Origin of the sequence: Paenibacillus sp. JJ1722 (assembly GCF_048282685.1) — a bacterium.
In the GTDB taxonomy this organism is placed as follows: Bacteria; Bacillota; Bacilli; order Paenibacillales; family Paenibacillaceae; genus Paenibacillus; species Paenibacillus polymyxa_B.
This window is the reverse complement of record NZ_CP182500.1, coordinates 5,371,033-5,384,482: the sequence shown is the minus strand read 5'-3', so window position 1 is coordinate 5,384,482 and position 13,450 is coordinate 5,371,033. Positions and strand designations below refer to the sequence as shown.

At 46.8% G+C, this 13,450-nt stretch carries 8 protein-coding genes and 2 rRNA genes; all 10 read left to right on the top strand.

What is annotated here, in order from left to right; genetic code table 11:
- Positions 1-177: 177 nt before the first annotated feature.
- The 10 genes from ACM1ND_RS24035 to pssA all read left to right on the top strand — a co-directional run bounded on the left by ACM1ND_RS24035 (position 178) and on the right by pssA (position 13,404).
- Positions 178-3,102, top strand: a 23S ribosomal RNA gene (locus tag ACM1ND_RS24035).
- A gap of 150 nt (positions 3,103-3,252) precedes the next feature.
- Positions 3,253-3,369: ribosomal RNA gene (gene rrf / locus ACM1ND_RS24030) — 5S ribosomal RNA — on the top strand.
- A gap of 162 nt (positions 3,370-3,531) precedes the next feature.
- On the top strand, positions 3,532-4,719 hold the full coding sequence (locus ACM1ND_RS24025; protein WP_418026639.1) for a GNAT family N-acetyltransferase: 1,188 nt from the start codon (positions 3,532-3,534) through the stop codon (positions 4,717-4,719).
- Positions 4,720-5,259: 540 nt separating this feature from the next.
- Positions 5,260-5,724, top strand: a complete 465-nt coding sequence (locus ACM1ND_RS24020; RefSeq protein ID WP_013312188.1) for a CtsR family transcriptional regulator — start codon at positions 5,260-5,262, stop codon at positions 5,722-5,724.
- A gap of 69 nt (positions 5,725-5,793) precedes the next feature.
- Positions 5,794-6,318: a UvrB/UvrC motif-containing protein gene (locus ACM1ND_RS24015; RefSeq protein WP_023990574.1), complete on the top strand. Its 525-nt coding sequence runs from the start codon at positions 5,794-5,796 to the stop codon at positions 6,316-6,318.
- A 28-nt stretch (positions 6,319-6,346) separates the two neighbouring features.
- On the top strand, positions 6,347-7,411 hold the full coding sequence (locus ACM1ND_RS24010; RefSeq protein ID WP_071558181.1) for a protein arginine kinase: 1,065 nt from the start codon (positions 6,347-6,349) through the stop codon (positions 7,409-7,411).
- A 44-nt stretch (positions 7,412-7,455) separates the two neighbouring features.
- Entirely contained in the window at positions 7,456-9,900 is a 2,445-nt protein-coding gene (clpC, locus tag ACM1ND_RS24005) for an ATP-dependent protease ATP-binding subunit ClpC (protein WP_023990572.1), read from the top strand.
- A 240-nt stretch (positions 9,901-10,140) separates the two neighbouring features.
- Positions 10,141-11,514, top strand: a complete 1,374-nt coding sequence (gene radA, locus ACM1ND_RS24000) for a DNA repair protein RadA (RefSeq protein WP_013312184.1) — start codon at positions 10,141-10,143, stop codon at positions 11,512-11,514.
- Positions 11,515-11,526: 12 nt separating this feature from the next.
- Complete coding sequence (gene disA / locus ACM1ND_RS23995) at positions 11,527-12,603, top strand: DNA integrity scanning diadenylate cyclase DisA (RefSeq protein WP_013373290.1); 1,077 nt, start codon at positions 11,527-11,529, stop codon at positions 12,601-12,603.
- 54 nt (positions 12,604-12,657) lie between these two features.
- Positions 12,658-13,404: a CDP-diacylglycerol--serine O-phosphatidyltransferase gene (gene pssA / locus ACM1ND_RS23990; protein WP_023990570.1), complete on the top strand. Its 747-nt coding sequence runs from the start codon at positions 12,658-12,660 to the stop codon at positions 13,402-13,404.
- Positions 13,405-13,450: the final 46 nt, after the last annotated feature.

Genomic DNA, 13,450 nt, shown 5'->3' with positions numbered 1-13,450 from the left:
AGCTTTGCACCTTGAAAACTGGATACCGAAACGAAATTGCGTTTTAGAATATTCCTTTAAGCTGATCTTGTGTAAACAAGTGAAATAAAGGTAGCAGGTAAGGAAAAATCTTTTGCCTTTGGCAAAAATCATTCTTTATCGAACATCGACATTTTCTTTCTTTGAAAGAAAAGTCTAGGTTAAGCTACAAAGAGCACACGGAGGATGCCTAGGCGCCAGGAGCCGACGAAGGACGTGGCGAACAACGATAAAGCCTCGGGGAGCTGTAAGCAAGCTTTGATCCGGGGATGTCCGAATGGGGAAACCCGGCTGTCTTCATCGACAGTCACTTTCTGCTGAATACATAGGCAGAATAGAGGCAGACCAGGGGAACTGAAACATCTAAGTACCCTGAGGAAGAGAAAACAATAGTGATTCCGTCAGTAGCGGCGAGCGAACGCGGATTAGCCCAAACCAAGGAGCTTGCTTCTTGGGGTTGTGGGACGTCTCACATGGAGTTACAAAGGAACCGGTTAGATGAAGAGGTCTGGAAAGGCCCGCCAGAGAAGGTAAAAGCCCTGTAGTTCAAAACTTGTTCTCTCCGAGACGGATCCCGAGTAGTGCGGGGCACGTGAAACCCCGTATGAATCCGGCAGGACCATCTGCCAAGGCTAAATACTCCCTGGCGACCGATAGTGAAGCAGTACCGTGAGGGAAAGGTGAAAAGCACCCCGGAAGGGGAGTGAAATAGATCCTGAAACCGTGTGCTTACAAGAAGTCAGAGCCCGATCTATGGGTGATGGCGTGCCTTTTGTAGAATGAACCGGCGAGTTACGTTCCCGTGCAAGGTTAAGGTGAAGAGCTGAAGCCGCAGCGAAAGCGAGTCTGAATAGGGCGAATGAGTACGTGGACGTAGACCCGAAACCGGGTGATCTACCCCTGTCCAGGGTGAAGGTGCGGTAACACGCACTGGAGGCCCGAACCCACGCATGTTGAAAAATGCGGGGATGAGGTGGGGGTAGCGGAGAAATTCCAATCGAACCCGGAGATAGCTGGTTCTCCCCGAAATAGCTTTAGGGCTAGCCTCGGAAAAAAGAATCGTGGAGGTAGAGCACTGATTGGGTGCGGGGCCCGCAAGGGTTACCAAGCTCAGTCAAACTCCGAATGCCATAGATTTAGTTCCGGGAGTCAGACAGTGAGTGCTAAGATCCATTGTCGAAAGGGAAACAGCCCAGACCATCAGCTAAGGTCCCCAAGTGTGTGTTAAGTGGGAAAGGATGTGGAGTTGCACAGACAACCAGGATGTTGGCTTAGAAGCAGCCACCATTGAAAGAGTGCGTAATAGCTCACTGGTCGAGTGACTCTGCGCCGAAAATGTAACGGGGCTAAACACACCACCGAAGCTATGGCTTGATGCTTGCATCAGGGGTAGGGGAGCGTTGAATGCGGGTTGAAGGTGTACCGTAAGGAGCGCTGGACTGCATTCAAGTGAGAATGCCGGTATGAGTAACGAAAAGATCTGTGAGAATCAGATCCGCCGAAAGCCTAAGGGTTCCTGAGGAAGGTTCGTCCGCTCAGGGTAAGTCGGGACCTAAGGCGAGGCCGATAGGCGTAGTCGAAGGACAACAGGTCGAAATTCCTGTACCACCGTAATCCGTTATGAGCAATGGGGTGACGCAGTAGGGTAGTGACGCGGACTGATGGATGTCCGTCTAAGCAGTGAGGCTGGTGTGTAGGCAAATCCGCACATCGTAAGGCTGGGCTGTGATGGGGAGCGAAAATTATAGTAGCGAAGGTCATGATCTCAGACTGCCAAGAAAAGCCTCTAGCCAGGAGAAGGTGCCCGTACCGCAAACCGACACAGGTAGGCGAGAAGAGAATTCTAAGGCGCGCGGAAGAACTCTCGTTAAGGAACTCGGCAAAATGACCCCGTAACTTCGGGAGAAGGGGTGCCTCGGTAGGGTGAATAGCCCGAGGGGGCCGCAGTGAAAAGGCCCAAGCGACTGTTTAGCAAAAACACAGGTCTGTGCGAAGCCGCAAGGCGAAGTATACGGGCTGACGCCTGCCCGGTGCTGGAAGGTTAAGGGGAGTGGTAAGCCTTCGGGCGAAGCTATGAACCGAAGCCCCAGTAAACGGCGGCCGTAACTATAACGGTCCTAAGGTAGCGAAATTCCTTGTCAGGTAAATTCTGACCCGCACGAATGGCGTAACGACTTGGGCGCTGTCTCAACGAGAGATCCGGTGAAATTTTAATACCTGTGAAGATGCAGGTTACCCGCGACAAGACGGAAAGACCCCATGGAGCTTTACTGCAGCTTGATATTGAATTTGGGTACGATCTGTACAGGATAGGTGGGAGCCGTTGAATCTTGAGCGCCAGCTTGAGAGGAGGCATCCTTGGGATACCACCCTGATCGTATCTAGGTTCTAACTTGGTACCGTAATCCGGTGCGAGGACAGTGTCAGGTGGGCAGTTTGACTGGGGCGGTCGCCTCCTAAAGAGTAACGGAGGCGCCCCAAGGTTCCCTCAGAATGGTTGGAAATCATTCGAAGAGTGCAAAGGCAGAAGGGAGCTTGACTGCGAGACCTACAAGTCGAGCAGGGACGAAAGTCGGGCTTAGTGATCCGGTGGTACCGCATGGAAGGGCCATCGCTCAACGGATAAAAGCTACCCTGGGGATAACAGGCTTATCTCCCCCAAGAGTCCACATCGACGGGGAGGTTTGGCACCTCGATGTCGGCTCATCGCATCCTGGGGCTGAAGTAGGTCCCAAGGGTTGGGCTGTTCGCCCATTAAAGCGGTACGCGAGCTGGGTTCAGAACGTCGTGAGACAGTTCGGTCCCTATCTGTCGTGGGCGTAGGAAATTTGAGAGGAGCTGTCCTTAGTACGAGAGGACCGGGATGGACGTACCGCTGGTGTACCAGTTGTTCCGCCAGGAGCACCGCTGGGTAGCTATGTACGGAAGGGATAAGCGCTGAAAGCATCTAAGCGTGAAGCCCCCCTCAAGATGAGATTTCCCAGTATGTAAGACCCCTTGAAGACGACGAGGTAGATAGGTTGGGGGTGGAAGTGCAGTAATGCATGGAGCTGACCAATACTAATCGGTCGAGGGCTTATCCTAAATAAAACGCAAATAAGTTTCGGATCCAGTTTTCAGGGTGTAACCTTGAAAGTATGTACAAGTGACATACAATAAGCGCATGGCTATTCATTCACACGATAAGTGATGAACCGAATAACCGTACGGAAGAATTTACAGTGTAAATTCATGTTTGGTGGCGATAGCGGAGGGGTTCCACACGTACCCATCCCGAACACGACCGTTAAGCCCTCCAGCGCCGATGGTACTTGGACCGCAGGGTCCTGGGAGAGTAGGACGTCGCCAAGCAAAAGTGAAAAGGATGATAATCTCATTGAGATTATCATCCTTTTTTATGCGTTTTAGATGGCCACCTGCTTCTAAGGTTGACAGAGGGAAGAGGCTTTGCCACACTCTAAGTGTATAATCTTTTTTATGGATGCCCAAGTATACGAGCGAGGTGACGAAGTTATGGAGATCAGACAATTACAACGTGAGGAATTTGAAGCGGCTATTGAATTATCTCAATATGCTTTTCAGTTTACAATGTCCCTGGAGGATATGGAAAAATCCAAGAAGAAATTCAAACCAGAGCAAACATGGGGAATATTCGACGGACATGACTTGAATGCTAAACTGACTTTGTTACCGCTACAGGTATACATAAACGGTCAGGTTTTTGATATGGGAGGCATTGCTGGTGTGGCAACTTGGCCAGAAAAGCGTCGCGGAGGCATGGTGTCACGTTTGTTGACGCATGCGCTTGAAGAGATGAAGTCTGCGGGACAAAGCCTTTCTTTTCTGCATCCATTCTCCTTTGCCTTCTATCGTAAATTTGGATGGGAAACGTATATTGAATACAAAAAGTACGTCATTCCCATTGAAAAATTCCCTGCAAAACTTAAAACAGAAGGTACAGTCAAACGCGATGTCAAAGATATTTTAGAATTGGACCAAGTGTATCAAGCGTATGCATCTCGTTATAATGGCACGCTGGTACGAGATAAGGAATGGTGGCAAGAGCGGATTTTAAATGAGAACTATCGAACTGCGGTATATTACTCAGAAACAGGCGATCCTCAGGGATATGCACTATACAAAATTGAAGATAAACAGTTGAATTGTGATGAGTTGGTATATGAAAATGAGACGGCTCGTCGGGCTTTATGGACTTATTTTGCAAATCATGACTCAATGATAGCCCAAGGTAAATTTAATTACGTTCCAGCAGATGACAATCTGCCATTTTTACTCGATGATCCACGAATTCAACAGGAAACGGTGCCTTATTTTATGGGTCGTATTGTGGATGCAGCTGCTTTTATAGAAAGATACCCTTTTGAACAGATTGGAGAAGAAACAAGTTTAACCTTAAATCTGACTGATCGGTATGCTCCATGGAATGATGGATTATGGAGATTAACGATTACTACGGAGGGGCAAGGACATCTGGAGAGAGTGGATATAAGCAATTCATCTGAAAACGCCATAGTAGCTGACTTGAAACTTGGGATTCAGTCACTGACGACTCTGATACTTGGCTACCAGCAGGCTGATGATCTGTATAAATGGGGGCGTATTGAAGGCAGCAGTGAGTCTGTGTCTGCCCTTAAACGTGTAATACCGGTAAAACAAACGTTCTTATTGGATTTTTTCTGATAAAGGCCCATTTAGTTCTTCTTAGGCCCCATCTTTCAGGGAACATAACTTGTGTGGTTATCATAATTTTCAAAACTCTTTCTGTAATGGGAAGAGTTTTTTTATGGTATTGTATAAAACATAATTAGATTGCGAAAAATGGTATTGACCCCTTGGCAAAAATGAATAATGTGCTATAATATGAATATAGTCAAAGAAAGTCAAAGTCAATCAAGCCAAGTGTGATTCTGTAGAAGTACTATGCTGATGGATTAGCTGTATAAGGTAATTTTGATAGCAAAGAAGTAAATGAGGATCGAAATGATTTGCGTATAGTTAGGAGCTGACTCTTATGAACATAAGAGAAGTGTATGATTAATCGCAAATAAAGGCCACACTAGAGACAAGAAGGTACAATTCCAATGGATGTAGATCAGGCAATAGCCTGAATACAGCTTAGATTCGTGACTTTACCGTTTGGTTAAGTTCAATATACGGCGGACTCTGTGGAGCGTGAAATGTACTTGAATACTTGCGTTTCCGTTAGTGGAGGATGATGAAATGCGCAATGTTTCCGATATTATTGAACAATATTTGAAGAGTATATTGCTGGAAAGTCCCCAAGGTTTAGTGGAGATTCAGCGCAACGATCTGGCTGACCGCTTTTCCTGCGTGCCGTCGCAAATTAATTATGTAATTAGCACCCGGTTTACGCTGGAAAAAGGCTATGTGGTGGAAAGTAAACGCGGTGGCGGGGGCTACATTCGTATTCAGCGAATTCAGCTGCCTGCACAGCATGCCATCCATACACATCTTCATCAGAGCATCGGGGAGGAAATAAGCCAATCGGCAGCAGAAGGTCTAATTTATCAGTTAGAGGAAGCCCATTTTTTAAGCAAAAGGGAAGCTAATTTAATGAAGGCTGCTTTATCAAGGGATACATTATTACTGAAGCTTCCCTATCGTGATCAACTGCGAGCAAGATTGCTTAAGGCTATGCTGATTTCGTTGCTGGCGACCAAATAGTGTGTGGAAAGAGACTAACGTTTGGATGTAGGGATTGGTATAAATCCTGACATTGAAGGAGGTGCTTTTATGCTGTGCCAAGAATGTAATATGCGGCCGGCAACTTTGCATTTCACCAAAATTGTGAATGGCGAAAAGACAGAGTTTCATATTTGTGAGACATGTGCCAAGGAAAAAGGGGAGATGATCCCTGGAACACCTAACGGCTTTTCGATTCATAGCTTGTTGTCGGGGATGCTGGATTTTGACTCCAGTACAAAGAGCCAGTCTCCAGGCCACAGTGGCCCGCAGAACCTGCAATGCAAGGATTGTGGCATGACCTATGCACAGTTTAGTAAGCTGGGACGTTTCGGATGCCCATCGTGCTATCAATATTTTGATAGTCGTCTGGACCCTCTGTTCAAGCGTGTGCATGGCAGTACGAATCATGTTGGTAAAGTTCCGGTTCGCACTGGAGGCCGACTGAAGGTTAAACGGCAAATTGACGATTTGAAAAAAGAGATGCAACAGCATATTGTACAGGAAGAATTTGAATCAGCTGCTGAGCTTAGGGATCAAATCAGAGAGCTTGAAAAAGAAATGACTGAAGAGTAAAGTTTGTGAAGAGTAGGAGGGATGCGTAATGCCCAATATTCGATTTACGGAGAAGCCGCTAAGTGACTGGATGCGTGGTGATGCTGCGGATTCGGAGATTGTCATTAGCAGCCGGGTGAGAATTGCGCGTAACTTGCAGCATCTGCCTTTTCCCATGCTTGCTACCAATCAGCAGTCGGAAGAAGCACTTCAACGCTTGACGGATATCCTTCAGTATGATGATTTAGGCGGTTTTGGTACTTTTCATACGTTGAAAATATCCGAGTTGGATGAGATCGACAAGCAGGTGCTGGTTGAGAAGCATTTGATTAGTCCAAATTTGGCGAACGAATCTCGTAACGGTGCTGTTTTAATTAGCGATGATGAATCGGTTAGTGTTATGATAAACGAAGAGGATCATCTGCGTATCCAGTGCTTATATCCGGGATGTCAGGTTAGGGAAGCTTGGGAACGCGCTATGATTATTGATGATGCATTTGAAGCGCATGTTGATTATGCATTTGATGATCGGAGAGGTTTTCTGACCAGTTGTCCGACGAATGTCGGCACAGGTATGAGAGCTTCGGTGATGATGCATTTGCCTGCATTAGTTATGACTCATCAAATCAATCGTATATTGTCTGCTGTTTCACAGGTAGGTCTTACAGTTCGTGGCATTTACGGTGAAGGCAGCGAAGCGGTCGGAAATTTGTTTCAGGTATCTAATCAGATTACACTGGGACAAACCGAAGCGGAGATTATTGAGAATCTACATGGCGTGGTGCTACAAATTATTGAGCACGAGCGTTCTGCCAGAGAAAGGCTAATGAATGAATCTATGCTGCGAATTACAGATCGGGTGATGCGTTCATTCGGTATTTTGTCATATGCAGCAGTATTGGATTCCAAGGAGGCTGCACAGCGGCTATCCGATGTACGTCTTGGCGTAGATTTAGGGATTTTGGAGCGTCCTTCCACCGCAGCGATGAATGAGCTGAATGTGATGACACAACCCGGGTTCCTGCAAAAAAGCTTTGGGGATAAAATGAATACCGAAGAGCGCGATATGTACCGGGCGAAGCTGATCCGGCAAAAATTAGGCACAACCCTTTAATATATAGAATGATCTGAAATACACACTGTGGAGGTGCAGGATATATGATGTTTGGAAGATTTACGGAACGTGCACAGAAAGTGCTTGCTTTGGCTCAGGAAGAAGCTGTTCGATTGGGACACAACAACATTGGCACAGAGCACATTTTGCTAGGCCTCATTCGTGAAGGTGAAGGAATAGCCGCGAAAGCCTTAATCGGTTTAGGGCTGGGACTGGAAAAAATCCAGGATGAAGTGGAAACGCTGATTGGACGCGGTCAAGAGCAACCGACGAACATTGCCTATACTCCACGCGCCAAAAAAGTCATCGAACTGTCTATGGATGAAGCCCGCAAACTGGGCCATACCTATGTAGGTACAGAACATATTTTGCTTGGTCTTATTCGTGAAGGTGAAGGCGTAGCAGCGCGTGTACTGAACAACTTGGGCATCAGTCTGAACAAAGCGCGTCAGCAAGTGCTTCAATTGCTCGGCAGCAGCGAGGCTGTTTCCAGCCATCACGGTGCTCCAGCTAATGTCAGCACGCCAACTCTGGACAGTCTGGCACGCGATCTGACGGCATCTGCGAAGGAAAACAACCTGGACCCTGTTATTGGGCGTAGCAAGGAAATTGAACGCGTAATTCAGGTGCTCAGCCGCCGTACAAAGAACAATCCGGTTCTGATCGGTGAGCCTGGGGTAGGTAAAACAGCGATTGCCGAAGGATTGGCCCAAAAAATTATAGCAAATGAGATTCCTGAAACGTTGCGCGACAAGCGCGTAATGACACTGGATATGGGTTCTGTGGTAGCAGGCACCAAGTATCGTGGTGAATTCGAGGATCGTTTGAAAAAAATTATGGACGAGATTCGTCAAGCGGGTAATATCGTATTGTTCATTGATGAGCTGCATACGCTGATTGGTGCTGGTGGAGCGGAAGGCGCAATTGATGCGTCCAACATCCTTAAGCCTGCTCTGGCACGTGGCGAGCTGCAATGCATCGGTGCGACCACGCTGGATGAATACCGCAAATATATTGAGAAAGATGCTGCTTTGGAGCGTCGTTTTCAACCAATTACAGTGGATCAGCCTTCTCCAGAAGAGGCGATTCAAATCTTGTACGGCCTGCGTGACCGTTACGAAGCGCATCACCGTGTAAAGATCACAGATGAGGCTATTGAAGCGGCTGTAAAATTGTCAGATCGTTATATCACCGACCGCTTCCTGCCAGATAAGGCTATTGACCTTATTGATGAAGCGGGCTCCAAAGTAAGGCTGAATTCTTACACTGTACCGCCAAACCTGAAACAGCTGGAAAACCGTCTGGAAGATATCCGTAAGGAAAAGGATTCAGCGGTACAAAGTCAGGAGTTTGAAAAAGCGGCAGCGTTGCGTGATACAGAGCAAAAAATCCGTGAAGAGCTAGACGTGACGAAAAACCAATGGAAAGAACAACAGGGTCGTACAGATTCTGAAGTTACACCAGAGGATATCGCTCAGGTCGTTGCAATCTGGACAGGTGTTCCAGTCAGCAAGCTGAAAGAGGAAGAAACACACCGCTTGTTGAATATGGAAGAGTTGCTGCATGAGCGGGTAATTGGACAGGATGAAGCAGTTAAGGCAGTAAGCCGGGCGATTCGCCGGGCACGTGCCGGACTGAAAGATCCGAAGCGTCCAATTGGTTCCTTTATTTTCCTCGGCCCAACTGGGGTTGGTAAAACAGAATTGGCACGCGCCTTGGCTGAATCCATGTTTGGAGATGAAAATGCGGTTATCCGTATTGATATGTCCGAATATATGGAGAAGCACTCCACGTCCCGTCTGGTAGGAGCACCTCCAGGGTACGTTGGATATGAAGAAGGCGGTCAGCTGACTGAGAAGGTACGTCGTAAGCCATACTCTGTTGTGTTGCTGGATGAAATTGAAAAAGCACACCCAGAAGTATTCAATATTCTTCTGCAAGTGCTGGAAGATGGTCGTCTAACAGATTCCAAAGGTCGTGTCGTCGATTTCCGTAACACACTCATCATCCTAACATCTAATGTTGGTGCACAGGCGATTAAACGTAACTCCACGCTTGGTTTTACAGCTGTAGTGGACGCTGGGGCGGATTACGATAATATGAAGGGCAAAGTGATGGATGAACTGAAGAAAAGCTTCCGTCCTGAGTTCTTGAACCGGATTGATGAAATTATCGTTTTCCATTCTCTCGAAGAAAAACATATTGCCGAAATTGTGTCACTCATGTCTGAGGAGCTGCGTAAGCGTCTGAATGAGTATGAGGTGGACTTCGAGTTGACAGACAACGCTAAAAAATTCCTTGCCAAGGAAGGCTTTGATCCAGCGTATGGTGCGCGTCCATTGCGTCGTGCAATCCAGAAGCATATTGAAGATCGCCTGTCCGAGGAACTGTTGACTGGCAACATTACTAAGGGTGACTCTCTCTTCATTGATGAGGAGAATGGTGCATTGACTGTAACGAAAAAGGATAATGTATCTGCCAAGTCCTAAAGCAGTTTACTAAATAAATAGTAGAAAAGGGTGTCTCGCAGGCTGGAAAGCTATTGCGAAGACACCCTTTTTATGTATAAAACACGGTGAAATGGTTGGGTAAATGCTTTGGGAAAGTTTGTGATATTGCTTTACGTCCGCCAAGCTTCAATGGTAAACTTTTATTGTTACAGCTCTTTCTGGGCTGTATGAACATAAATTTGACATTATCGTCGTCAATAAGGAGCCCAGGAATAAAGTATGGCTAAAGTGAAAACTAAATTTTCCTGTACGGAATGTGGTTATGAATCGCCCAAATGGTACGGAAAATGTCCTGGATGCCAGGCGTGGAATTCCATGGTCGAAGAAACGGAAAGCGTTGTAAAAACTCAAGGAATGGGGTCTTCCCTTCTTACTCATAGCACAAAAGACAAGCCACTGCCTATTATAGAGGTGGAGAGTGGCAAAGAAACACGAATTTTGACGGGAATTGGCGAATTGAATCGAGTACTCGGTGGAGGTGTGGTGCCGGGTTCACTCGTTTTGGTGGGCGGTGATCCGGGAATCGGTAAATCTACGCTTATGCTGCAAACATCTAATGAGCTAGCTTTAACTGGTTTAAAGGTGCTGTACGTGTCTGGTGAGGAATCTGTCCGTCAAACGAAACTACGTGCAGATCGGCTCGGTGCCTTGTCCCCCAGCCTATACGTATTATGTGAGACGAATTTGGAGACGATTGAAGAAGCGGTGGACAGCTTGAAGCCGGAATTTTTGGTCATCGACTCGATACAGACCGTATATTTGCCTGAGGTGACGAGTGCACCAGGTAGTGTGGCTCAGGTGCGGGAGTGTACTTCACGCTTTATGCGAATTGCCAAGGGGCTAGGTATTGCTACGGTATTGGTAGGACATGTGACCAAGGAAGGGGCCATTGCAGGTCCACGTTTGTTGGAACATATGGTTGATTGTGTGCTTTATTTTGAAGGAGAGCGTCATCATACGTATCGGCTTTTGCGTGCAGTTAAAAACCGTTTCGGTTCTACAAATGAAATTGGTATTTTTGAAATGGCTGAAAGCGGTTTGCGTGAGGTGTCAAATCCTTCTGAACTATTCCTGTCTGAACGACCACTGGGGGTAGCGGGTTCTACTGTTGTAGCCAGTATGGAAGGAACCCGACCTGTATTGGTTGAACTGCAAGCATTGATTGCAGCTACGCATTTTCCATCTCCGCGCCGAATGGGCACAGGAGTCGATCATCATCGAATGGGATTAATCATAGCCGTGCTAGAAAAGCGGATGGGCATGTTTTTGCAAAACCAGGACGCCTATCTCAACGTAGCTGGAGGCGTGAAGTTGGATGAACCGGCGGTGGATTTGGCTATAGCTGTGAGCATTGCTTCCAGCTTTAGGGATGCTCCTACCAAGCCATACGATGTGATTTTTGGCGAGGTGGGACTGACAGGTGAGGTACGTGCGGTATCCCGAGCAGAACAGCGAGTACGGGAAGCGGAGAAACTAGGTTTCAAACGGGTGATCATGCCGGAGAAAAGCTTGAAGGGCTGGACACATCCGAAAGGGATTCAAATTATAGGAGTAGGAACGGTGGCAGATGCACTGGCAGCCGCATTAGATTAGGGGGCATTGAGAATGAAAGAAGCGAGCCAACTGGATAAAATGAACGATTTGCTGCGGCTTGTGGCACCGGGAACTCCCTTTCGCGACGGGTTGGAAAACGTTTTGCGTGCCAAAACGGGTGCTCTTCTGGTCGTTGGCTATAGCCCAGAAGTTATGGAAGTGGTGGATGGCGGTTTCTCCATTAATTGTGATTTTTCGCCGAACTATTTGTATGAGTTGGCTAAAATGGACGGCGCAATCATATTGAGCGAGGATTTAAAACGAATTTTATATGCCAATACGCAACTGATTCCGGACTCCTCCATTTCTTCAATTGAAACAGGAATTCGGCACCGGACAGCAGAACGAGTTGCAAAGCAGACTGGCAAACTAGTGGTTTCTATTTCCCAGCGGCGTAATATTATTACCTTGTATCAGGGGACATTACGGTATGCGCTCAAGGAAATCGGGGTTATTTTGACGAAAGCCAATCAGGCTATTCAGACGTTAGAAAAATATAGATCCGTGTTGGGGCAAGCCTCTACGAATTTGACAGCTTCTGAATTTGAAGAGCTGGTTACCATGCCGGAGGTCGTTAATGTCATCCAGCGGATCGAAATGGTGCTGCGCATCAAAATGGAGATCAAACGATTTATTAACGAGCTCGGAAATGAAGGCCGTCTGATTAGTATGCAGATGGAAGAGCTTGTCAGCAACATTGAGGAAGAAGCATGGTTGCTGTATAAGGATTATGCCAAAGACGATAGCGACGAGAAGATTCGTGAAATTATATTGGGACTCAAACGTTCTACGGACGACGAATTGTTAGATGTGAATCATATTGTACGTTTACTAGGCTACCCTTCTTCAGCTGCGACATCAGAAGAGTATATTGCTGCACGCGGCTATCGGGTACTGAACAAGATACCGCGTTTGCCGAATGTGATTATTCATAATCTGGTGGAGCGGTTTGGACGTTTTCCGCATGTCATGACAGCAACGATAGAAGAACTGGATGAAGTGGATGGTATTGGAGAGGTTCGTGCGCGTACGATTAAAGAAGGTCTTAAACGTTTGCAGGAACAAGTTTTCATTGACAGGCAAATGTAAATGTAATACAGTGAAAGGATTATAATGGAACAATTCATACATTGAGGTGAAGAGATGATTACCAAATCAATTCCGAACATGTGTACCTTAGGTAACTTGTTTCTCGGAATGATCGCCATTTTATTGGCTGTAGACGGAAAATACAGTCTTGCCGCTATTATGGTTATTGTCGCCATGTTGTTGGACGGACTGGATGGAAGGATGGCCCGGGTCCTGAATGCCCAAAGCGAATTCGGTAAAGAACTGGACTCCTTATCAGATATGATATCTTTTGGTGTTGCTCCCGCAGTTATTATGTACATGGTTGCTTTTCATGATGCGAATTCGGCTCTCGCTTGGACGGTTACTGCCATTTTCCCGATGTGCGGAGCGTTGCGTTTGGCTCGATTTAACGTACGTCCTGGTGTACCAGGTTATTTTACGGGTTTGCCAATTCCGGCAGCAGGTGGCGTATTAGCCACTTTGTCCTTATTCCATAACGATATTTCATTGTTATACATGTCGATTGCCATGTTGCTGGTTTCTTATTTGATGGTCAGCTCCATGAGATATCCTAATTTTAAAAAGGTCGGCCTCCCCAAAAAAGCGATCTGGGTTGCTCCATGGGTCGTAATTGCAGCGGTGGTGTTGGCTGTTAAATTCCCTGACCAGCTGTCGAAGCTGATTTTTGTACCGCTGGTGCTGTATGCATTGTATGGCATGAAGCTGAACATTCGTAAGCTGTCACGCAGACGTGGACGTGGTCGGGAGCGTTCCAGTCAGGAAGAACAGGACGATCAATATCGTCATTCACAGCGTTAGTATCAAGCAAGAATAAGAATAAGAATAAGAATAAGCATTTATTTCC

Coding starts and splice junctions, on each gene's coding strand:
- radA (WP_013312184.1), top strand. CDS start 10,141: ATGGCTAAAGTGAAAACTAAATTTTCCTGTACGGAATGTGGTTATGAA.
- disA (WP_013373290.1), top strand. CDS start 11,527: ATGAAAGAAGCGAGCCAACTGGATAAAATGAACGATTTGCTGCGGCTT.
- ACM1ND_RS24010 (WP_071558181.1), top strand. CDS start 6,347: ATGCCCAATATTCGATTTACGGAGAAGCCGCTAAGTGACTGGATGCGT.
- ACM1ND_RS24025 (WP_418026639.1), top strand. CDS start 3,532: ATGGAGATCAGACAATTACAACGTGAGGAATTTGAAGCGGCTATTGAA.
- ACM1ND_RS24015 (WP_023990574.1), top strand. CDS start 5,794: ATGCTGTGCCAAGAATGTAATATGCGGCCGGCAACTTTGCATTTCACC.
- pssA (WP_023990570.1), top strand. CDS start 12,658: ATGATTACCAAATCAATTCCGAACATGTGTACCTTAGGTAACTTGTTT.
- clpC (WP_023990572.1), top strand. CDS start 7,456: ATGATGTTTGGAAGATTTACGGAACGTGCACAGAAAGTGCTTGCTTTG.
- ACM1ND_RS24020 (WP_013312188.1), top strand. CDS start 5,260: ATGCGCAATGTTTCCGATATTATTGAACAATATTTGAAGAGTATATTG.